Here is a 21,764-nt window from a genome sequence, read left to right as displayed (position 1 = left end):
AATTCGGAGGCAAAGCGGCTAATCAACAGCGTACTCTCACTGTCTGATCACCCGAATATTGAGATCAGAGAAGAGACGTGCCAAGACAACATCGTCTTGGGCTTTAGGGAAGAGTGCTAGAGCCTAGGCCGAGACCTGTATCTACGATCACCTACCGGGGAGTGTCAGGTAATAAACCGTTATACTCCGGCACTACTGTTTAGTGGTTATCTTAGATTTGGTTCGACAATAAGAAGGCCCGATAATAAGGGTCAACTTTAAACATGTCAATTACTGCAGCTTGCAGGATCTGGCACCGCTGCCAGTGCTATGGGGATAGTCGGAACAGCCTCTGCATCGGATACCGAATTCAACGGAGACCCGTATGATGATCCGGAGTATCCCTCGGATGAGTGGTTCGCCAGAGAACAAGCCAACTGGCGTCGGACGCGACAAGAGCCGCTCCGACAGGCAAACGATCCGGGGTTCCAGGAACGTTGGCAGGAACAGGGGATATTAAACGACGCTCTTGCGTAGCACGTTGTTGATTTCACAGCGTTGCTTGAACAGCGTGTTTGAGAGCGTCTCGTCCGGGTTTCCGAAACAGTTCTCGACGTAGTTGAAACGCTCTGAGATACTGTGTCAATTTGTCTTTCGAGACGCCACGATGGGGCGAGAGCCACCGTCGCGTCAGCGACGCGTGGCTCTCGCAGGTGCTGATGTGGACCTCGTCGTCGGCGTATTCACCGTCGCCGTGGACGACGTATTCGCGGTCGAACGTGGCATCTTCTTCGAGTGGTTCGTACGCCCGAAAGCCGTCGGTATAGACAGTGAGCGACTCCTGCTGGCGGTCGGCGAGCAGGAGTCGAATCGTCGATTAGTCTGCGGCTTTCGCCGGAATCACGTACCGCTGTCCGGTGCCGCGATCGGCGAGGATGAACACGGGCGGCTTGTCGCCATCGTACGAACCACGCCCGCGCGTGGACAGGCCACGCGAGCGCGACGGACCGTCGCGCTCGCGGCCTTTCTTCCCGGCAGAGACGTACACTTCGTCGATTTCGACCGGCCCAACGAGATCGAGGGAAGGCGCATCGAGCGCTCTGGCGAAGCGCTCGATGCGCCGGTGGATCGTCTTGTGAGTCACCTCGATTTCGCACTGTAGCTGTCTAAGACTCGTGTTGAACCGAAGGAACGCGTAGATCGAGAACAACCACCGGCGGAGTGCAACCTTCGAGTGAGCGAAGATCGTGCCGGTCTTGTCGTTGAACGTGCGGTCGCAATTCTTACAGAGATACCGCTGAAACTCTCTGTAGCTGCCGTTTCTGACCGTCCGGTCAGAACGGCAGCGAGGACAAGTAACACCGTCACGCCAGCGGACCTGTTGCAGCAGGTCCGCTGCGACCGATTCCGACCCAAACACATCGAGCGGAATCATTCGTGTCGGGCACCGCTGACGCGGTGCCCTTGTCCTCTTTGACTCTACAGCGACCGCTCAGCAGTATCCACAATCTCCTACGGATGAGCGTAATGCTAAAATGAAATGCTTCGCGTGTTCGGCCGTGACGTACTCGGTAAATCGAGAGAAGAAGCGATCACCGTCCTCGGTGATCGCGCCCAGCAGACACGTCCAATCACGTTGGCCTGAAAGTTCGACAGAGGGCCGCGTGCCGCGCGGAAACCACGCGGCACGAACTAACCCACAACGTCTACCTGATGGCCATGTTCCACGGCCTCGGGAACACCTGGCCACTCGTGATCGACTGGGCGTCCTGGTCTGGGACCCCACTCGTTGGCTTCTGGGTCGGAACGGCGTGCATCTACGGGGTGGCGATAGGCGGCTACCGGTACTGGGCCGCCGGAACGGATTATCCGCCTCGTGTCGACCGAACCGAAGCCGGCCACCCCGAGCTGCTTGAGTGACGTGGACTCGATGCTGCGATTCGTCCCGATGGTGATGGCTACTGTCCGGCTATTTCACGCGCCAGTGTGGATGAGGAGTAGGAGTCGAACAACCCTAAAGACACTATAACAATCCGGATTGGGGGTCGATGACGAGCCTGAACCTGTACCACGTCCCGTCGTACAATGCGACAATATCAGTGAACCGTGTCAGGCCATCATACGCATCCAGTGACTGAAGGTCAGCTGCGATACCCAGCTGTTCAAGCACTGAAGCGAGCCCGTCCGAGAGTGGGGCATCTTCTTCGTACGTGGGCCGCCCGTCTTCTTCGTTGACGGCGGCGTCCAGCACTTCGCGGCCGTCGTCCGACAGCGATGGTGCATCCAATCGGGCATCGGGAACGGCCTCGGTAGCGTACGTCTCAAGACGCTCCCGCGAGTCGCGGACCTCCTCCAGCTTATAAGTCCATTCGGGAACACTAACTGTTCGCTCCTGGGTCACGGCGCGGAACGTTTCGCCTTCGTACTCGACATACTCGAATGTGTGAAAACACACGTGTTCTTGGCGCTCTGTCTCCGACTCGTTATAGCTATCGCCAATTACGAACGCGATGCTAACCCGGGAAAGACATCAGTCGAGGTGTGACAATGATTCTGTTACGCCCTCAATGAAAACACGAGAAAAAATCGGTGTCGTCAACGAATGCGAGCGTACAGGATTGCGCTCCCGAACTGAACGCCGACCGTTATCAAGAACGCCGCAATACTCGCAGTCGTATTTCCGACCTGCGACAGTCCGAGTTCGTAGACGCTCAAGAAGACGACAACCGTGACTACCCCGAACAAGAGCGTCCACATGACCGCGTACATCGGCCGGTACTCGACCGGCCAGTAGTCGTCATAGGCAAAGGCCATGTCCATGAGACTCAATGACAGCAGGAACTCGGCACCGAAGTCGGCTGATACAGGGAGTGGACTACTATCGAGCGACACCAATGCGAACGCCACCAAAGCCAGTCCAATCGCTGTTACCGTCACCCACTGATTGTCTGTCAGGTCAGCACGCAGTCGATTACGGAGAGACGGGGACTCGGGCATGGAAGACGTGTAAGAAGCGTGTATAAAAAAGCGCGTGGGACAGTTTCAGACTTCACAACTCGCCCCCGGAATTAACACTTTATCGGGATGTTAGACACTCGTATGCCCGGCGCAGGTCGTTCAGAGTCAGCGGTAATCAGAACTATCGGTTACAGCGTCGCAGTGGTCGCTGTCGGCGGTTATCTTCTCTTTGGGTGGTCGTTCGACGGTGACAGTGCCATCATCCCGACAGTCATCGGTGTTATCGTCGCGGCTTCGGCAATCGGGTGGACACTGTATAGCCGCGTATATTCAGACAAAGGGTACTAACGATGGACGGATTTTCCAGAGACGAGACTGCGAGTATCGTAATTATCGGCGTCACTGTCGCAGTGTTCGCCTGGTATCGGGCGGATATGACTGGAATCCAGCGATGGACTAACGCCACTATCGCATTTCTCGTGAGTATTGCCTTTGCAACGGCTGTAACCGCCATTCTAAAACGGTGGAATCCTGTCTGGTATCGATCATAGTAGACATATTGAACGGTGAAAGGGAGTCATAGAACTCTTGACAGGGTGGTTATTTTAGCTGATCACAGGCGCTAAGCCCCCTTCCTCAAGGAGCAACGCAGGGAGCGGAGCGACCGAGTAGCGCAGTAGGGAGGGGATACAGCGCCGTCATCATTTTTTTCCGCCTGCTTGCTGCTGGCCCACAGGCCCACGAACCGATACGTTTATGTTGAAACAATGTCGAAACAAAAATGATGGATAGACACGAAATTGAAGGCCACGAAGTCATCGAGGGCGAAGTAAAACCCACCGGCAACGGCGCACACGTCCTCGTCCCCAAAGACTGGCGCGGCGCAGACGTGAAAATCGTCAGAACGTCAGACCCAACCGATTAACCAATGCACTACGCCTACAGGTATCGTCTCAAGCCAACCGCCCAACAGCATGAGTTGTTGGACTACCACCGGGACACCTGCAGGCAACTCTACAACCACGCGCTCGGAGAGTTTAACGAGATCTCTGAGTCTGCGGGAACGCTCAACCAACGAGTGCGACAAGTTCGAGACCAACTCACCGACCTGAAAGAGTGGTGGGACGAGTTGAATGACCTGTACTCGACGGTCGCACAGGCCGCTGTCATGCGGATCGAGGACAACATCAAAGCACTCTCAGAACTGAAAGAGAAGGGCTACAACGTCGGGAGTCTCAACTGGAAGGCGCCCAGAGAGTTCCGCAGTTTTACCTATGTCCAGTCTGGCTTCGAGTTCGACAAGAAGAACGGTCAGGCTGTCCTCTCGCTGTCGAAACTTGCGGATATTCCCATTGAGTGCCACCGAGACATTCCCGACAATGAAACAGTCAAAGAAGTCACACTCAAGAAAGAACCCACAGGAGAGTGGTATGCCTCTTTCGGCGTTTCCGACAAAAAGGAACCGGCCAAACCGCCGCTTGAGGAGATTGACGCCGACGAAATGGTTGGCATCGATGTGGGGATTCTGAAGTATGCCCACGACACTGACGGAACGGCAGTTGGTTCACCTGACCTCTCGGACGAACGCGACAGGCTTGAACGAGAGCAACGGAACCTCTCGCGCAAAGAGTACGGGTCGAACAACTGGGAGAAGCAACGTCGGCGTGTTGCCGAGTGCCACCAGCAACTCAAGCGCAAGCGGCGTGACTTCCTACACAAACTCTCGGCCTACTATGCTCTGGAGTACGACTTGGTGGCCGTCGAATCCCTCGTCGTGAAAGGGATGCTGGAATCGCCGCGCAACAGGCGCAACACGGCGTCGGCGGCGTGGGACACCTTCACCAATCTGCTCGAATACAAGTGCAAGCGCGAAGGCACGCACTTCGTGGAGGTTGATCCGGAAGACACGACCAAGGAATGTGCGTCATGTGGAGTCAAAACAGACAAACCGCTGTGGGTGCGTGAACATTCCTGTCCTGCCTGTGGCTTCGAAGCGGATAGAGACGCAAACGCGGCGTGGAACATTCTTTTTCGCGGACTCACCGAATTAGGAGTGGGATACTCCGAAGGAACGCCTGTGGAGACTGCGCTCCCTGTGGACACTGCGGTTGTGTCTGCAAAGCGTGTCGTGGAAGCAGGAAGCCCCTGCCTCACGGAGCCGCCGATGGCGGCGAGTAGGAAGGGGTAGTTCACAGAAGCCTGTATACGTTACTCAGCAGGAGTGCCTGAAGAAACACCGTCTATATTTTCGCGTTTCCGAGATAGAGAGCGTGGGTAACGCGTATATAGTTGCCGGGTGCTGGCTGAAATATGAGCGAAATTTTGAAAAGTCGGCTGTTGGTATCCGGCGGAAGCCTTCTATTAGTATTTCAACTAATTGTGTTTCAGCGGGCTTTCAACATAGTCGAAAACCCCGGAGTTTCAGGCACGCTGAGGGGTGTCCTCAGCGGTGGATTGTTGCTTATCGCCACAATTTGCATCGGTAGCGGAGCGTATCTTCGGTACCAGCGTTCTTCGGCTATGTAGGAATTACACTGAGCGACGAAGTGTGGAAAGACTGGTGTGACACCCGTTCTGTGACATCCTGTTCCTGGCCAGTAGAGGGTGTCATAGAACGATTCACAAGGACTTGATTTCATATATCACCCGGTGAACCAACTGTCAGAACAAGCCTGCGAATCCTGTACACTCCAGTGGACAGTCGGTGGCTCCGAGTCAGAGACGGTCCCTCTCTCCGACAGCCACAGAATCACAACCGGTTTTATTTCGGCCCACGCCTGAACTGGTTATGGTGGACCGTCATCGCTGGGACGGTCGCTGGTCACCGTGGATCGGCGCCCTGTTTGGTTTGTTCGGCGGGATCTACACCGCCCTCACCGGGGACTACCTCACCTGGCGGGTGTACGGTGACCCGGTGTTGCCAATGGATGCGCTCTTCGATATTCATCCACTGCTCGGGATTGCTGTCTTCATCCTCATCGGGTTCGCCGCCGGCTGGATCATTCGGTTGCTCGACCGCTTGAAACCGTGAGATCAGCCAGTGCCACAACTGGCGGCAACCGAATCTTCGTCGGAATCATCAACGTGTTGGTTGCACCCTCTATATCGTCCACAGGCGGTCGCAGATATGGTGTGGTAACCATTCTATGACACCATCGGCTAGTAAAGAACTCGGGTCATGGTTTCGTGCTTGGAAACGAGCGTGTCAGCGAAAACTCCGCAGTGATTATAATGGTGTATCTCGCGCCCGAACTCCGATCAGTCACGCCATTCGTTGATGAGTGTCGGAACGACGACGCCAACGCCGAGGAGTACGGCGAAGTGAATCCATTGACGGTCGGTTACGGTTGTCGTACCGAACACCGAAATGATAGCAAGTATCACAAAGATAGCGGTGATCTTGGTTTCTGTACTGACCAGGCTATTCGACTGTTTGGAGGACTGTTTTGACATCAATTCGATGTTTGGTTGTGGTATGGAAAGACCTTGTCCACGGTATCACAGCCAGCAACTCCCACCAACCGAGTACTGCGACAATTATAGCCGACTACGGTCTCTTCCTCGGCGGTACCGGTTTCACGTCTTCCGAGAGTGATTCCGTGCAGTCGTCGTTAGATGTGGTAACCATTTATCATCTCTATGTCGAAGGGCCGCCAATGTCCGAGACGGACGTTCCGAACTCGTGGCTTGATCCGCAGTACATCTCGACCTTTGTCGGAGTTATTGCCACAGGAGCGTTGTTAGTGGCTTCGTGGACTCCGCGCCATCTCCCGAGACGATTGGATTCGTTCTCCTCTGGGTTCTCATTCCGACAACTGTCGCACACGAAGCCGCACACAGATGGCTATAACCACGATATCGGCAGTATGCCGAAAATCAGAACGTCACTTGCAAACCTTCTCCGACAACTTGTACTGTTCGTAGAGACGGAATGTGAGCCGGTATACTGTTTTATCATCGGCGTAAACGGCGTAGATGAGGTCGTGGCCACAGATAGTATCATTTAGTCGTAATCATAGGGCCGCCCGACGCCAACAGCGACCGATGTTCGACGGACGTGCCACGAGGTCACGCTCTCACCCGGCGTCAGGATTCGGCCGACGCTTGACCGAAGTTGTAAATATCTTTTCGCACGTCTCCAGACTGGCGACGGTGGGGCCGGGTACAAGATACTCCCGTTCGAACGCCGGAGTGCAATGGTCCCTGACAACTTGCGTGGTGCCCTCGTGGCAGTCACGCTCGGCTCGCTGGTCGCCCTCTCCGTCGTCGGTATCGGCGGGGTAGTCGCCGCCCAGCAACCTTCCGACGACGTACCGCCTACACAACTCGCACACGCGCTGTCCGATGACCCGGACGAAACGAAGGACTCGTCGACCCCTGCCGGTGACGAGGTCGTCGACCGGTTCGAAGAGCGTATCGAGTCACTCGAATCTGTCGTGATGGCCTACGAAACGAACACGACGATCAACGGTAACACGACGATAACGAGCGAACGGCGGATGTGGGTCGACTACGAGAACGACCGTGTCCGGACAGAGTGGGAGACCAATCGGACGCACGTGATCACCGTTCGCAACGAGAGCGGGATGATGTCCTACGACGTCGAGAACAACCAGGTCAACCGCTTCAACGTGTCCGTCGATATGGCCGATGTGACGCCGGTCGACGGCCTCGTTACCGATACCGAGATCGCCTACGAGGGAAGAGACCGCATCGACGGCGAGGAAGCCTACCTGCTGACCGTGACGCCGACGAACGCGAGCGACCCCCTCGGTTCTCCCAACGTGACCGTCTGGCTGGACACGGACACCTACTTCCCGACTGTAATGACGAGCGAACTCGACGACGGCGAGACGGACTTCGAGCAGACCACACGCTTCCGGAATGTCAGTCTGAACGCGTCGATCCCCGACGACCGGTTCACGATCGACGTCCCCGACAACGCCACCGAACCGGAGCAGTCGCTCCCGAAAGTGACGGAGTACGATTCGCTGTCGTCGCTGCGGGAGGACACGAACCAGTCGGTGCCCTCGGCCGACATCCCCGATGCGTACACCTTCGAGGAAGGGTACGTGATCGCGGATGACGATTATCACTCCGTCACGCTGCGCTACGTGACCGAGGACGACGAGAGTCTCACCGTTGTGAAACACCTGCCGATGGAGTACAACTTCAGCGAGAGCGACAGATACGAGACGATAGACGTCGGCAACCACACCGGGTACTACACTGAGTACGAGTACGACGGAAACACGACGTCGGTCGTCGTCGTACCTTGTGAGGACACCACCTACCGCGTGTCCGGCGACCGCTCGAAGGACGAGACCGTCGGGGTCGCCGACTCGCTCAACTGCGAGTAGGTCTGGCTCGATCGAATCGGGCCTCACTGCCGCCTCCAGATACCACTCTTCGGCCCAGTTTTTCCTGACTCATGCGTGTCGCTATCGATAGGAGCGGCGTCGACGACTCACCACTTTCCAGTCATTGCCTGCTTTAGCGAGAGGCCAGCAGAACGGCGAAGGAGCTACCGAGGTCGCTCTGACAGCCACGAACCGGTACGGCACCCAGAATTACTGACTTATAACTGTGTCCCTCGTGCTTCTTGATCGGAGAGTCTCGCTGGTGGGTTATGACGCTGTGAGGCGTCGGTGGTAGTATGCCAGCGATCGATGCGACGGCTGTATCGAAACAGTACGGGACGGAGATCGCCCTCGACAGGGTTGATCTGACTGTCGATGAGGGCGAGACGTTCGGCTTTCTCGGTCCAAACGGCGCGGGGAAGTCAACGTTCATCAACACCTTGCTCGATTTCGTGACGCCGACCGAGGGGTCGGTCGAGATATTCGGCCACGACTGCCAGCAGGAGGGGGTCGCCGCTCGCGATCGGGTTGGCGTCCTCCCGGAGGGCTACTCGGTCTTCGAGCGACTCACCGGCCGCCAGCACGTCGAGTACGCCATCCGGTCGAAAGGTGTCGAGGCCGACCCTATCGAGGTACTCGACAGGGTGGGCATCCGCGAGGACGCCGACCGGAAAGCCAGCGACTACTCCAAGGGGATGGCACAGCGACTCGTGCTCGGCATGGCGCTGGTCGGGGAACCCGACCTGCTCGTCCTCGACGAACCTTCGACGGGACTGGACCCGAACGGTGCCGCGGAGATGCGGCAGATCCTCCGCGAGGAAAACGAGCGCGGGGCGACGATTTTCTTCTCGTCGCACATCCTCGAACAGGTCGAGGCGGTCTGTGACCGCGTCGGCATCCTGCAAGACGGCGAACTCGTGGCCATCGACACCATCGAGGGACTGCGCGCCTCGATGGGCGGTGGGACAAAATTGGTCATCACCGTCGACGGCCTCCACAACGGGACCTTGGAGAGTGTCAGGTCCGTCGCGGGCGTCGAGACGGCGGTGAGCGAGGACGACTCGACGATTGAGGTCACGTGCACAAACGACGCGAAGATGGACATTCTCGTCGAACTCAACGACGCGGGCGTCGAGGTGGTGAACTTCCGCACGGAAGAGGCATCGCTCGAAGACATGTTCATCGAGTACACTGGGTCGGGACGATGACGTGGCGAGTCGTCGCCAGACAGGACCTCTCTCTTACTGTGGGAGCGCGGTCAGTCAAACTTCTGGCCGGATTACTGGTGTCGGTCGTCCTCCTCGCGGGGTACATCTACCCGCTGCTCACGAGTGGTCCGATCACGACGGCACACTTCCCGGGGTTCGTCCACGGGTGGCTCACGACGCTCGTGCCGTTCGTCGGGATGCTCGTGACCTACAACGCCATCGCGAGCCAGCGCGAGTCGGGGTCGATCCGTCTCTCGTTGTCGCTCCCGCAGAGCCGCCGGGATGTCGTTCTCGGGAAGTTCCTTAGTCGGACCGCAGTCGTGGTCGGGGCGCTCGTCACCGCGACGGTCGGCGCCGGTGCCCTGGTCGTCTACCCGCTGGGCGAACTCGCTCTCCTCCCGTTCGTCGAGTTCCTGGCACTGACGGTCACGTTCGGCGTCGTCTGGACCGGATTAGGAACCGCCGTCTCGCTCGTGTCCGCGACGCGGCGGCGCGCGCTCGTCTTCGGGTTCGGACTGGTCTTCCTGTTCGTCGTCGTCTGGGACGCGATCGCCGACGCACTCGCACTCGGTCTCGCGGCGGCCGGCCTCGCCGACGGGGGGTTACCCGGACCGATCCGGTTCCTCGTGGGTCTCGAACCGGGTCGCGTCTTCGGTCGCGTCGTAGATGGGTTCGTCACGCCGGGTGCCGGCGTCGAGGGACCGTGGTACCTCAACGAGTGGGTCGCGCTGGTCCTGTTCGCTTGCTGGGCCGTCGGGCCGCTCGGACTGGCCTTCCTGCGTTTCGCCGGGAGTGATCTCTCGTGACCTGGCGCGATATCGCGTACAAGGATATCAACGACGCCAGTCGGTCACGTGGTCTCTGGGTCCTCTTTGCCCTCCTGACTGTCCTGTCCGTCGGGTACGCGCTCGCTCACTCGTATCTGGGCGAGGGCACGTTCCCGGCCTTCCTCGGCGGGCTGGCGGGCGTGGTCGGCGTGACCCTGCCCTTGCTCGCACTGCTCGTCGGTTACAAGTCTGTCGTCCACGAGCGCACCAGCGGGAGCCTCTTTCTCACGCTCTCCTTCCCCCACTCGCGCCAGGACTTCCTCGCCGGGAAACTCGTCGGACGGTCGGCAGTCCTCCTTGGTCCGACGCTCGTCGCACTCACCGTCGCGGGCGTCGTCGGTGCCATCCGGTATGGGACTGACGGGGCCGTCCTCTTCCCCTGGTTCCTGGTCGCGACGGCGCTGTACGGACTGGCGTTCGTCGGCCTCGCCGTCGGTCTCTCGATGGCGACGACCGTCAACCGGTGGATCACGCTGGGCGCCTTCGGCGGCTACTTCGCCTTGGTGACGCTCTGGGGTGGGTTACACTCGCTGATCCTGGTGATCCTGCACCGGTTCGACGTCTCGGTCCTCTCGAACATGCCCGACTGGGCGCTGCTGTTCCGACTTCTCGGACCGAACGAGGCCTACGACCGCCTCCTCCGGGCCGGGTTCGACGTTGACCTCGCAACACGGTACATCGCCGACGGTGCCCCGGTCTACGTCGATTGGTGGATGGGGATCGTCGTCCTCATGGTCTGGTTTGTGGTGCCGCTGATGGTTGGCTTTCGCCGATTCGAGCCGGCAGACCTGTAGGGGTCGTCGGTCCGGCGTCCCGCCAGTGTCAGTCACTCTACGGGGCTCATCTCGTCCGGAGGGATCCTGCTGGTGGTCTGGGAGAGCCCTACCGTTCGAACCCACGAGTCGACGGCGAGGGTGACCGAAACCCCACGAGTGATTTTTCTCGCGCTGTCTCTGTGTAGCGGATTCAATACCCCTAACTGACCCCCGTGCTGATGGTTGATGCCCTCCGCACGAACCGTCGACCGACCAGAGGAGGCACTCGCCGTCGCGAAGCGATACCTCAGACGCGAACGCCCGCTGAGTGCGCTGGTTGTCGTGCTCGCCACGGTCGTCTTCCTCGGCACGTTCGTTGCAACCTCGTTGGTGCCTGCCGTGGTCGTCGGTACACTGTTGATCGTGGTCGCGCGTGTCCCGATTATCGAGTCATAGGGGACCGTCCGGCTTCGAACTGACGAGGACGCTCAGTCCGTCGTCGAATCGTTCACGGGACCGACACCGCCAATTCTCGTCTTCCAGTGGGGAATCGCAGACGAGATTACCACCGGAGATGGAACGGTCAAGTACCGGCTCTCGTATCTGTTCGGCTTGCGGTCGGTCGAGGTGACGGTCGAAACACAGACGGGTCACACGCCCGCTGGTGACCCCCGGATCGAACTGGAGCTCACGGTGAGTGGCCAGCCATGGTCGACGTACGTCGCAACCATCGAAACGAGAGACGGCCGAACAGTCGTTGAGTACGAGTACACCGCCGATCGACGGTTCGGCCTACGACGTATCCCTCAGCGGATCGTCGCGAATCGATATCGGGACGAAGCACTCAACGCGCAAGGGTACATCGTGGTCGACCGTGACGAACAGTACGGTGTCGCCATCTGAACGGTACTGGCTGTCGATTGAGCGCTTGTGACTGACTCGCTCGTTGTTATGAGGGGCCTGTATACGAAATCACGAGTCAGTCTCTTCGGTCCGAGGCGGGATGTCGCCCAGGGCAGTCACCCCGTTTTTCGTGTTGCTCATCGCGAATACTGCGCCGTCGGCGATGACTGGTGGGGAGACGATCGTCGGACTCCATCCGTCATCGACGGTATAGTACCACCGTGGCGCGCCGTCGGTTCTCTCGAACGCAGCGATGGACGGGGAGCTTTCGGAGTCGGGAAACACCGGTGCCACGACGGCCTCACGCCCAACTGCGAGACCGTCAGCCTGCGCGTAGTCCGACGACTCTCCCTCTGAACGAGACCACTGCTCGCCCCCGTCTGGCACCGAAACCGCCGAGAGACCGGATTCCCCGAGCACGAAGGCGGTGCCGTCGTCGATAGCGAGCGCACGGATCTGTCCGAGTGACACGCCGATCGAGGCCAGGCGCTCTCCGTCGGGATGATTATAGATAGTGATGTCTGCCCCATCGCCGATCAACACACCCGTATCTGCACTGATCGGCGGTGTCTTTCGGTCTCCAATTTCCCGCTCCCAGACCGGCTTGCCGTCGTCCAGTCTGAGACATCGAAGAACCTGCGTCTCCGGCCCACTCCATCCGGCAACGTATAGATGATCGCCGAACACCGCTGGCGGAGCTCCGGGGGCACGTACTGGGGCCGTCCACTCAGTTTCGCCCGTTTCGACCCCGAAGACAACGAGTTCGGTCGGGAGTTCGTCGCCCTTGGGACGTCTGAAGAACGTGAATCCCACCTGCTGGTCGGGGGCAACCGTTATCGGTTGTGCTGGTGAGCCAGTGATGGTCCGTTCCCACCGCTTACTACCGTCAGCAGTGTCGAACGAGCGGAGTCTGCCGTCAGAAGCGAGTATCAGATACCCGTCGGCAACCGCTGGCTGTGTGGCAGAGTTCGGCGACTCCTCTATGCCGAGGTCCGTCTGCCACTGGCGTTCGCCGGTTCGTGCGTCCAGTGCGGTCAGGGCGTCGTCGACGGTGTACACCGTTCCGTCGACGACCAGCGGCGTGATCAACCCGCTACCGCCGCTCCAGGCCGGTGTCCCGCGAGCGGGGACCGTGACATCAGCCGCCCACGTGTTCTGTGCGTCATATCCGGACTGACTCCACGTTCCCTCCGGTGTCTCCGGAAGCGGTCGACCGCTGTCGCTTGTCAAACCGAGACACCCCGAGACCGCATAGACACCGGCTACGGACGCGAGTACCCGACGCCGACTCCAGTCCATACGCCAACTCAGTCACCACCGGATTTAATTGCTTCAAGCTGTCTCGGAGGCAGAAACAGTTCTTCACCACTCAAGTGTGCATTTTCGGCTGCCGTGAAAGCGGGTACCCCGCCTGTTGAGGTCAGAGGGAAGTCCACGCTCTCTGTCGCAAGCCGATCTCGGCGGCAAGGTGTGTTGTCGTAACCCAGTGTTTCAGAGTCAGAGATGTGCTGTCAGACTTGATGGGCCGTCATCGAGTACGTATCGGTATCCGCTACCCGTCGCGGTTGCACTCGGGCGACTCGCGGTGTGACTGACATGGAATACGTATATCACAATCCCGTGATCGAATGGCTCGGAACCGACGCCGGAGGGACGCCATGTGGTGTCTGGCTCGGCTTCGCAGTGTGGGTGTTCGGCGCAGCTCGCGGAACCGACTTGGTTTCGACCGCTATTGTCGTCTTCGGAATACTCCTCATGCTACTCGGTGTCGTCTACGCCAATACCGGCGGGGCCGACTGACTGGGCAGCGGTTCGCGGTCACACAGTGTTTCAGAGCCAGAAACGCGCCACAGGTGTTGATTATCCATCCGCCGGTAGAAGCACGTAGCCGCCGGTCGGAGGCGGTCCCCAAAAAGTATCCGACACTGTCACCCCCACCCATCCGGTCCCGTTTGACCCACTGCCCCGTCCGCGGCCGGAGGCGGTTGAGTATCCGGCCATCTGCCCTCTGACACCCCTGCGTTCCCCGCTGCCCTCCCTGGTTTCTGCCGGTGAAGGACTCCGACACCCGCGGAACGCGTACCGACGCCTCCGTTTTGGGTGCCCCCAGACAAACCTCTGGAAGGCCGAGAGCCACCTCTTACGGCACTCTGCGCTCACGGACGTCGAAGGGACAGGAAAGACCACGTATCGCTCACAGAAACCAGTTCAGTTGCTCAATTGGGACCTTGCCAGCGGGCAACCTCACCAGTGGCACCGTCGACAGTCGCGTAAACGACGACCTCGTCGCCCGCTGGCTCTACGGCTGTTTCGAGCGTTGTCCCAGCATCGACCGACTGTTCACTGGTCAGCGAACCGACACGGTCGGTGAACAGACCCGGTGCCTCCTGTGGTTGCGCGACGAGTGTCTTGGCGTCCGTGTCTGCAACGACTTCGACCGTGAGTGACCCGAGATCGCCACCATCAGGGGACTCGTAACTAAACGACAGCGCATCTGCCGGAACCGCCTCGCTGGCCGCTGTCTCGGACAATTCGTCCGTGGGGACGGAGAAAGTCGTGAGTTCACCGGCCGCACCCTCGGCGTTGACCGCAAAGACAGTTACCGAGTCCCCGTCCGGATCAACTTGGACCGCAACGCGGTCATCGGCACTGACAGACCGGTCCTGTGGCTGCATCTCGGTGTATCCGCCCGAATCAGCCTCTATCCGGATCCCTGCGGCGTCGGTATCTTCGGTTACTCGTACCCAGAGTTCACCGAACTGTTGACCACGTGGCGGCTCATACTGGAACGTCAGCGCCTCCGGCGACACCAGCTCCGCAGCCGCTGCCTGCGAAAGCTCCTGCCCTGCGGGGTCCGCAGACAGTTGGTCGACATCGTACGTCCCAATAGCGGTGATGCGGTCGTCGCTCACCTCGACTGATCGCGAGCCGTCGACGGCCGCTGTCCCGAACGAAGTCTCGATCGTCTCTCGCCTGTCCTCACCGAGGTCGGCCGCGGCAAGGGCGAACTGCGACTCGAACGTCTCCCCGCTCGCGTCGAAATCCACTGCCGTAACCACATTTTCACCGGAGTGCGGCCTGAACTGCGGGTCAGGGTCGGGCTGGAGGTCCCCGAACAGTTGCTCAGGTGTTGCTGACCCGAACCGACCGACCACGAGATCACCAGAGCCGGCCTGTTCGAGCAGTTCTGCAGCGGTTTCATCGGTCTCGAAGACACGAGAACGATTCCCGTCGCCGGCGGCGATCGCCTGGTCGAGTCGACTGGCGTCTGGCCCGACGATGACTGTCTCGTCTGTGACTGCTACCGAAGGTGGATCGCTCACTGAATCGGGGACGTCAACGGCCTCGTATCGGTCGTACCCACGATCCGTGCCGGTTTGTTCGTAGGCGATACCAAATGTTTCGTCTGTAGGCTCGACCAATCGTTCATCTAGTTGGTTGGTTGCGAAGGATCCCTCAGCGATTATGGTCTCATTGGCGACAGTCACCTCGTTTATTGTCGAGTCGGACGTTGCCGTGGGGCTCACAGCCTGGGTGAGCCCAGTAAACGAAAGTGACAATTGACAGACACCGACGGCTGCTCCGCCTATTAAGAGCGGATACAGAGCCAGCGGATCATCGACGGATAGGTCCGACGGGTTTCCCGAGCCAGCGACGATGTCCTTGGGGAAATTGTCCAGATTAGCGTAGGAAAAAAACAGCCCACTCTGATCTGTCGTTAACCACCGGCCGTAGGGGAGGCTGCTCGCCGGATCGAACGTGTCCGTTGAGGGGTCGTCGGTCGGAGTGGCGTCGGTCGGAGTGTCGTTTGCTCTTTGAACGTCATCGCCGCTGCAACCCGCCAGAGCTGCTGTCAGGGCGCCTGTCCCGAGCAGGAATCGGCGTCGACTCTGACTCGTCTGTGTCGCGTTGTCATCGTTGTTGTTGGCAAAGCATGGGTGCATACTGATGAACGCCTCTACAAGGTATACGAGTGCTACTCTCATTAGCCACCGAACAGCGTCTCTCCTTGAGAGACAGTATGTATTTTTGGCCTTGTTGAAACCCCCAATAGGTGATATGTTTCAGCCCTCCTGCTGAACACTAGCGCTTATTTTCCATGAACTCAGCCCAATCAAGGTCGCGTTCTTAGCGTTCTTAGCCAAGGAATAGCACACCCAGTCCAATTACCAGAGAAAGCAGGAGCGTCTTCTTCAGTATCCTCCAGACAAGCCGACGTCTGAGTCCCTTCCGGCCGGTATCAGAAATCAGCAATGGGGCGTCTTCAGTCCCGACTAAAGTAAGCCTGCCGTCCTCGACCCTTACCGTTCCACTCACGAAAAGTTGCTCGCCTGCAGGAATCCCACGGCCGTCAATAATGAACTCGTCGGTACGATTGTCGTGGATCTTCACCTCAAGAATGTCAGACAGTTTCCCCGACTGACACTCACCGGCGGTCGTGAGATTGAGATACGGTGAGTCGAACAGCTGCTGCGAGAGGCGCAACGGAAGCGATACGTTACTACGGTGTTCGCCGATCGTAACTTCTGAGAGCGGTTTTGAGTCGTATGCCTGACCCAGCCACGATGGGTCAACGTATACATCCTTCTTACCAATTGAAACACCGAACCGTCCAGTCTCGATACCCGATGCGAACGAACGGCGGGCCTTCCGGAACTCACCACGGTCGAAGTCGTACGTGTAATTTCCGCCGCTAATAAATGTTGCTCGCCAGACGTACGAGCCTATATCTCGGGGATTATCGTCGAACACCCGGTCTGTTGCCATTGCCGACTCCTCGACAAACGCCTCTCCCTTCACAGAAACTGTTTCCTCTGTAGAAATATCTGTTTCAGTTACCTGCGGTCGTCGCCACAGGGCGACGAGCGCTTTTATTGCGCCGGACATTCGCCAGATTGCAACGAGAGCGAGAGCAGCAATGAGCGCCCCGAACACCAACTGGTCGATTTCGACCATCTTTAGAGGAGCCAAGTGCGGTGGCAGAAAAAATGTAATAGCTGGTTTTCACCTCTAGATACGCATCATAACATTAATTTTGACAGTACCGACATGAGAACGGGCTTTTTGATATTGTGCGGGATACAGTCAGTGAATTGTGTTTTTAATTTAATAGAGGGGCGGTGGCGCAGAACTGTTCTCATAGCGTGATGGTTGGGCTGGCGACATCGTTTCCTCGATGGTGATTAGCGAGTGCAACGGCCAATCGAAGGCAAAGAGCGATGAAGACGTGTGCTTTGACGCGTACTCGGCCTCGGACCCGCGGGGTCCCGAGGCCGAGATCCTTGCAGACGCCAATCGCTGTTTCAACCCGTGAGCGTTCTGCATACGTCTCGTCGAGTTGGCGCTGCCAGAGACGAACTGTGTCGCTGTGTGCTTTGATTCGTTCTTCGACGCGGTATTCTATGTCTGGAGGATCGTCTGTATTCCGTGGGTTGTACGGTGATATCGGCACGACTGACTGCTCCAGCAGCCAGTCGTGCCACCCCAGCATATCGAACTCAGAATCACCGAGGAACCAGCGTGGCGTGTCGACGGCGAGCGCGTCACGCGTGACGCGCATCGCCGTCTCCTCATCGACCTTCTTCCCAGGAGTGAACGCCGCTGCAACCGGAATATTGTCTGCTGCAGTGACGACACAGCAACCGTAGCCGTAGTAGTAGGCGTCTTCTGCGTGATCGTAGTTCCAGTCAGCGTCCTCGTCACGGTGATCGACGGGGATGTCTGTGCCGTCGATGCGGAAGAGCTTGCCGAGCGGGACTTGCTCGGCAAGCTCGTGGACTAACTCGATGAATACGTCCTCGGCGACCAGTTCGAAGTCGGTGATGAATCTTGAGAGTGTCCGCCGGGACGGCGGACGCTCGAAGCCACACTGTCGCCAGACGTCCTCGTTGTGGAGTTCCCGTGCCATCGGACGAGGACCGTAGATATCGTGGTAGAAGCAGTGGAGGACACCTTTCAGGAGTTCTGGTGGGTCGTGCACCCGTGTTCGCCCCCTCGGATCGGGGGCGAACACGGGATAGTCGGTGAGAAACGAGACATCGAGGTGTTCGAACAGTGCCGTTGTCTCCGTCTCCAGTGCTTTGAAAACCTGTTCGACCGTATCGTTACTCGGTAGGACGGACTTGCTGCTGGACACATCAATTTCGTCCTACCGCTTCCTTGTGAGGACTTCTGCACCACCGCCTAATAGAGGGTGAATGAACGACGTCGAGTTGCCTTGCTGATTGGATTCTATACATCGACCGATCCGATCTTCTCCGGTGTCCGCTCTCTTGGCATGCCACATTCGCGCCCTCTATGCAGCAGACCTCTGCAACCCTATTCACCTGTTGGCAGAAACAGCCTGACCGATAAAGAGCATATACGGCACTGGTAGGGACGGTTGATGTTATCCATTGTCTCAGTCACTTGTACCCATTGTGCGTTTGCAGGTAGCAGAAATTCGGTTGCTGAATTTATTATCGGGCCCCGCTAGTGGAGAGTATGGTCCTCCAGACAGAGAGTGGGAACAGGACACAGCAGGCAGGCGTCGTCGCTGGCAGTGCTGCAGTTATGTTCGCTGCTGCAGCAACGACCGATGGACTGTTTTCAGGTGTGATGTTCGGTGCAGCGGTTGTGACGATTCTCTCCGCACTTGCGCTCTATGCGGCCGCCTACCGGGAGAAAGAGAACTGATCACGAATTCTCCGATGTGACCGTACTCATCTCATGCTGCATTCGCGCCCTCTATTCAGAAGGCCGCTGCAGACCTACTCAGCTGCTGTCAGAAACGGTCTGGCCGATATAGAGCCTGGATACACAAGAGACAGAAGTGGTGAGCTCAACCGAAATTCAGCGCTCACCGGACAGCCGTCTCGGGTCAACGGTTTCAGAACGTTACGAGACGGTCATTGGAGAGATTCCCGACTCACTCATCAAGCGAGCGCTCGTATAGCGTTCCAGTTAGGACGCTGGCCGGCAACGCGATCCATGACGAAGCGAGGAACGCAACGACGATGATACCAATACCACCGATGACGGTGTCGAGGAGGGGACTGCCGGTGGCTATGGTGTAAATCGGGGCGAGGCCAACTGCAACTGTGCCGGCGACGAGATAGGCCAGCGCCATCGCCAACAGACCGCCGATCGCACCCCCATAGCGCTGTGACGGGGGGACGAGTCGCCACGCCGCGATCCCGGTGACGAACAACAGTGGGGCAACGACGGCGGAGAGACTGATAGCACCCGACAGGAGTCCGACTACAGCGTTGGTAACGAACGGAGCACCACCAAAACCCACCCCGATCAGTAGGATCCCAACCCCGACAACGAGATAGTAGAGAGTCGTGACCCCGACTGCCGTAATCGCCATCACGTATCCTGCACCAACGTCACGATCTCCGCCACATGGGAGCCGATCGAGGTGCTTGAAGGGGGAAACAACGAGTCGAGGGACGGGGACCATACAAGCACGTTAGGCCTGAATCAGTTTACGTTTGGCTGCCTCGACACGGGCCGTAACGTGGAACCAATACTATACACTTCAGGAAACCGCGTGAGTGTGGAGTCTGAAGGATTCGCGCTCTGTATCTTGCATGGCGCTCAGAATATCACTTGGAACTGGTATGATTTTCGTCGGTCAATACGCAAGCGCGTTCTCACAGCTGATTCACCGCAGAGTGGTTGGAATGAACAGAGCCCGTCTGCTGAACTCAGCCTCTGAGTGTTTCACGGCAATTCTGTCAGATTGTGGGATTTTACCACATCCACTCGGGGTTGTGAACTCACAAGTCAAGATCAGAACTCGGCTTTCTCCAGTTCGTCCAGGAACGCTGGCCGGTTCGAGTGTTTGTCCTTCAGGAAATCGACGAACTCCTTGAACCGCGCTTCGGGGACCAGTCCTTGCATCTCTTCGAGGTGGTCGGCGATTTCTCGGTAGTGGCGTCGGCCGGTGTCGCCAGCGGCAAACGGGACGAGCAGCTCTCGATAGAGCTCGAAGTATTCGACCGGAGCAGTGGTTGCGACCGGATCTCGATACCGGCGAACCGACGAGAGGTCCGCACTGTCTTTCAGTTCGGCAAACGCTTTTTCGAGGTCGTCGTCGTGGACGTAGAGCGAGACGAGGTCTTTTCGGTCGTCTCTCTCGAAGTATCGTTCGAATTCTTCGTAGATCGACTGCCAATCTTGATCGTCACAGACCGCTTTCAGATCGTCGTACGCCGCCCACTCCGTGTGATCGAGAAACAACTGTTTCAGCGTGTCACGGTACTCGTCCATATCCCGGTCTTCGTAGAGATCGGCGGCGAGCCAGCGAAGGTTACGGGGTGACCGGAAGGTATGGATCCCGTCTTCGATCACTTCGATCGCCCGGCTTTCGTTGCCCTCGTCGATCAGCCGTTGAGCGTACTCCTTGCAGAAACGGTCGCTTTCGAGGTAGATCTCCTCGTAGAGTTTCGAGAGGGCGTCTTCGTCACCGAGTTCTTCGAGGACGTAGATGTACGTCGAGAACAGCCGCCGTTTTTCCAGTGACGAAGAGGTGTTTGTGTCGGCTGTCCCTGACTCGGTCGGTTCGACGCTTGCGGTGTGTTTCTCGACGGTCGTCTGTTCATCGACGCGTAACTCCTCGAAAGCGTCACCGACGAAGTATTCGAATTTCAGTGTCCCGACGGCCAAGTGTTCGACATCGAGCGTTCCGCCGGTGAAATCGTCGGTTCTGAGCGGACCGTCGGTGAAATCGGATACGTAGAGAACGTCGTCCGTGCGCTCGGAATGGCTTGTGAACTCGTCGGCTCTCGCTGGTCCGTCAGATGTATCAACGCTGTCCGCACTCTGATCGCGTCGGTCGTCCGCTTCCGAGGAGGGGTCACCCGAGAGCACTGCGTCGAGTGTGACACCGGAGACGTGTGTGTCGAGTTGTTCCAGCCAGTATTCGAGGTCTTCGTCCGTCGTGCAGAGCGTTCGGAGTGCGTCGTCGTAGTAGTCGCTGGCGAACCCGTAGTCTGCCTCGACGAACTCCTCACAGAGATACTGGATGTACGGCCGCTTTCGCTCGTGGTCGAGGTCCTGTTCTGCGACCGTCTCTGCATACGACTCGATAGCGCGTTCCAACTCGCGGCCGTAGTACCCCCCGCTGTCGTCGACCCGGTCCAGATTCTCACGTATCGCCTCGGAAATCGCCCGGTAGATATCCGTCACCGTATCGACGTGGCCCCGCTCTCGATGCGTTTCCGCGAGGTCGGTGTATTGCGAGAAGTCGATGTACGTGTCGTGTTCGACCATTCTCCGGCGGCTGACGGCATCGTCGAACAGTCGATCGATTTCCTGTTTGTAGTCGTAGATTGTCTTGCCTGTGTCCTCACCGACGAACGCTACGAAGCGGTCACGGATATCTTGATCGTCGGCAATGATGTCAAACAGAAACGCCCGGAGGTCCTCGGCGGTCGTCTGCTCAACCAGTGATTCGATGTCGACCGTTTCAGGCACTGTTTCATTTCGTTCGGGATCCGTGTCGTTCACCCTCTTGGTGTCTCGGTCGTCGACAGCGAGCAGGACCGCGACGATGTGTTTGCAGTCACCTGTGTAGTCGTACGGACAATTGCAATGAGACTGGACCGTATCGTCCACGATGTCGATAGCGACGTCGTAGTAGCTGGATCCGCGAACAGTAGCTCTGATCTCGTCACCGTCGACCTCCAGTTCCTGCACCCGATCCTGGTGGTAATAGTTGACACCGCGTTCGAAAGACTGTTCGGTACAGAGAGACCGGATGTCTTCGCGGGTCGGGTAGTCCATCCT

General features: G+C 58.2%; 22 protein-coding genes and 2 pseudogenes. 13 read left to right on the top strand and 11 right to left on the bottom strand.

Annotated features, from left to right (window positions below):
• Positions 1–529 precede the first annotated feature (529 nt).
• Positions 530–1,414, bottom strand: a pseudogene (locus tag NLF94_RS03610) (IS1595 family transposase).
• Positions 1,415–1,504: 90 nt separating this feature from the next.
• Positions 1,505–1,669, bottom strand: a pseudogene (locus NLF94_RS03605) (transposase); the annotation flags it as partial.
• Between the two features lie 23 nt (positions 1,670–1,692).
• Between NLF94_RS03605 and NLF94_RS03600 the strand changes: the two are divergent.
• A complete protein-coding gene (locus NLF94_RS03600; RefSeq protein WP_254841464.1) occupies positions 1,693–1,899 on the top strand; it encodes a hypothetical protein in 207 nt (68 codons plus the stop codon).
• 103 nt (positions 1,900–2,002) lie between these two features.
• Here the strand turns inward: NLF94_RS03600 and NLF94_RS03595 are convergent, their stop codons facing one another.
• Together NLF94_RS03595 and NLF94_RS03590 are read right to left on the bottom strand one after the other, a co-directional pair.
• Complete coding sequence (locus NLF94_RS03595; protein ID WP_254841463.1) at positions 2,003–2,434, bottom strand: hypothetical protein; 432 nt, start codon at positions 2,432–2,434, stop codon at positions 2,003–2,005.
• A gap of 140 nt (positions 2,435–2,574) precedes the next feature.
• The gene (locus tag NLF94_RS03590; protein ID WP_254840103.1) at positions 2,575–2,976 is read right to left on the bottom strand and encodes a hypothetical protein; all 402 of its coding nucleotides are present in this window, start codon (positions 2,974–2,976) and stop codon (positions 2,575–2,577) included.
• A gap of 745 nt (positions 2,977–3,721) precedes the next feature.
• On the opposite strand from NLF94_RS03590, the gene NLF94_RS03585 reads away from it, so the two are divergent.
• The 3 genes from NLF94_RS03585 (at position 3,722) to NLF94_RS03575 (ending at position 5,968) form a co-directional block, all read left to right on the top strand.
• A complete protein-coding gene (locus NLF94_RS03585; RefSeq protein ID WP_350355839.1) occupies positions 3,722–3,862 on the top strand; it encodes a DUF2080 family transposase-associated protein in 141 nt (46 codons plus the stop codon).
• A gap of 3 nt (positions 3,863–3,865) precedes the next feature.
• Positions 3,866–5,125, top strand: a complete 1,260-nt coding sequence (locus NLF94_RS03580) for an RNA-guided endonuclease InsQ/TnpB family protein (RefSeq protein ID WP_254840101.1) — start codon at positions 3,866–3,868, stop codon at positions 5,123–5,125.
• 600 nt (positions 5,126–5,725) lie between these two features.
• Positions 5,726–5,968 carry a hypothetical protein gene (locus NLF94_RS03575; RefSeq protein WP_254840100.1) on the top strand — a complete coding sequence of 81 codons (243 nt, stop codon included), beginning with the start codon at positions 5,726–5,728 and terminating at the stop codon, positions 5,966–5,968.
• A gap of 227 nt (positions 5,969–6,195) precedes the next feature.
• Here the strand turns inward: NLF94_RS03575 and NLF94_RS03570 are convergent, their stop codons facing one another.
• On the bottom strand, positions 6,196–6,390 hold the full coding sequence (locus tag NLF94_RS03570) for a DUF7987 family protein (RefSeq protein ID WP_254840099.1): 195 nt from the start codon (positions 6,388–6,390) through the stop codon (positions 6,196–6,198).
• Positions 6,391–6,593: 203 nt separating this feature from the next.
• On the opposite strand from NLF94_RS03570, the gene NLF94_RS21040 reads away from it, so the two are divergent.
• The 7 genes from NLF94_RS21040 to NLF94_RS03535 all read left to right on the top strand — a co-directional run bounded on the left by NLF94_RS21040 (position 6,594) and on the right by NLF94_RS03535 (position 11,990).
• Complete coding sequence (locus NLF94_RS21040; protein ID WP_434085403.1) at positions 6,594–6,944, top strand: hypothetical protein; 351 nt, start codon at positions 6,594–6,596, stop codon at positions 6,942–6,944.
• Positions 6,945–7,133: 189 nt separating this feature from the next.
• Entirely contained in the window at positions 7,134–8,297 is a 1,164-nt protein-coding gene (locus NLF94_RS03560; RefSeq protein WP_254840098.1) for an outer membrane lipoprotein-sorting protein, read from the top strand.
• 296 nt (positions 8,298–8,593) lie between these two features.
• On the top strand, positions 8,594–9,505 hold the full coding sequence (locus tag NLF94_RS03555; RefSeq protein WP_254840097.1) for an ABC transporter ATP-binding protein: 912 nt from the start codon (positions 8,594–8,596) through the stop codon (positions 9,503–9,505).
• A complete protein-coding gene (locus tag NLF94_RS03550; protein ID WP_254840096.1) occupies positions 9,502–10,311 on the top strand; it encodes an ABC transporter permease in 810 nt (269 codons plus the stop codon). Before NLF94_RS03555 ends, NLF94_RS03550 begins: the two co-directional genes overlap by 4 nt.
• Complete coding sequence (locus tag NLF94_RS03545; protein ID WP_254840095.1) at positions 10,308–11,126, top strand: ABC transporter permease; 819 nt, start codon at positions 10,308–10,310, stop codon at positions 11,124–11,126. Before NLF94_RS03550 ends, NLF94_RS03545 begins: the two co-directional genes overlap by 4 nt.
• Before the next feature lie 207 nt (positions 11,127–11,333).
• Complete coding sequence (locus NLF94_RS03540; RefSeq protein ID WP_254840094.1) at positions 11,334–11,543, top strand: hypothetical protein; 210 nt, start codon at positions 11,334–11,336, stop codon at positions 11,541–11,543.
• 156 nt (positions 11,544–11,699) lie between these two features.
• Positions 11,700–11,990 carry a hypothetical protein gene (locus NLF94_RS03535; protein ID WP_254840092.1) on the top strand — a complete coding sequence of 97 codons (291 nt, stop codon included), beginning with the start codon at positions 11,700–11,702 and terminating at the stop codon, positions 11,988–11,990.
• Between the two features lie 69 nt (positions 11,991–12,059).
• Here the strand turns inward: NLF94_RS03535 and NLF94_RS03530 are convergent, their stop codons facing one another.
• Positions 12,060–13,289, bottom strand: a complete 1,230-nt coding sequence (locus NLF94_RS03530; RefSeq protein ID WP_254840091.1) for an outer membrane protein assembly factor BamB family protein — start codon at positions 13,287–13,289, stop codon at positions 12,060–12,062.
• A 288-nt stretch (positions 13,290–13,577) separates the two neighbouring features.
• Here NLF94_RS03530 and NLF94_RS03525 point away from each other — a divergent pair, with 288 nt between their 5' ends.
• Entirely contained in the window at positions 13,578–13,790 is a 213-nt protein-coding gene (locus tag NLF94_RS03525; RefSeq protein WP_254840090.1) for a hypothetical protein, read from the top strand.
• Between the two features lie 416 nt (positions 13,791–14,206).
• Here the strand turns inward: NLF94_RS03525 and NLF94_RS03520 are convergent, their stop codons facing one another.
• The 3 genes from NLF94_RS03520 to NLF94_RS03510 form a co-directional block, all read right to left on the bottom strand.
• Positions 14,207–15,976, bottom strand: a complete 1,770-nt coding sequence (locus tag NLF94_RS03520) for a hypothetical protein (protein WP_254840089.1) — start codon at positions 15,974–15,976, stop codon at positions 14,207–14,209.
• Positions 15,977–16,127: 151 nt separating this feature from the next.
• Positions 16,128–16,946, bottom strand: a complete 819-nt coding sequence (locus tag NLF94_RS03515) for a hypothetical protein (protein WP_254840087.1) — start codon at positions 16,944–16,946, stop codon at positions 16,128–16,130.
• A gap of 181 nt (positions 16,947–17,127) precedes the next feature.
• On the bottom strand, positions 17,128–18,126 hold the full coding sequence (locus NLF94_RS03510) for a transposase (protein ID WP_254837543.1): 999 nt from the start codon (positions 18,124–18,126) through the stop codon (positions 17,128–17,130).
• Between the two features lie 347 nt (positions 18,127–18,473).
• Here NLF94_RS03510 and NLF94_RS03505 point away from each other — a divergent pair, with 347 nt between their 5' ends.
• Positions 18,474–18,665 carry a hypothetical protein gene (locus NLF94_RS03505; RefSeq protein WP_254838833.1) on the top strand — a complete coding sequence of 64 codons (192 nt, stop codon included), beginning with the start codon at positions 18,474–18,476 and terminating at the stop codon, positions 18,663–18,665.
• 232 nt (positions 18,666–18,897) lie between these two features.
• Here the strand turns inward: NLF94_RS03505 and NLF94_RS03500 are convergent, their stop codons facing one another.
• Together NLF94_RS03500 and NLF94_RS03495 are read right to left on the bottom strand one after the other, a co-directional pair.
• Positions 18,898–19,341 (bottom strand): hypothetical protein, encoded by a 444-nt coding sequence (locus NLF94_RS03500; protein WP_254840086.1) that lies wholly within the window; start codon positions 19,339–19,341, stop codon positions 18,898–18,900.
• Between the two features lie 425 nt (positions 19,342–19,766).
• Positions 19,767–21,761 (bottom strand): SWIM zinc finger family protein, encoded by a 1,995-nt coding sequence (locus tag NLF94_RS03495; RefSeq protein WP_350355864.1) that lies wholly within the window; start codon positions 21,759–21,761, stop codon positions 19,767–19,769.
• Positions 21,762–21,764 lie beyond the last annotated feature (3 nt).

It is taken from the genome of Natronomonas marina, from assembly GCF_024298905.1.
Classification (GTDB): Archaea; Halobacteriota; Halobacteria; order Halobacteriales; family Haloarculaceae; genus Natronomonas; species Natronomonas marina.
Note: the sequence above shows the minus strand (reverse complement) of the source record. Positions and strands in the feature narration are given on the sequence as shown.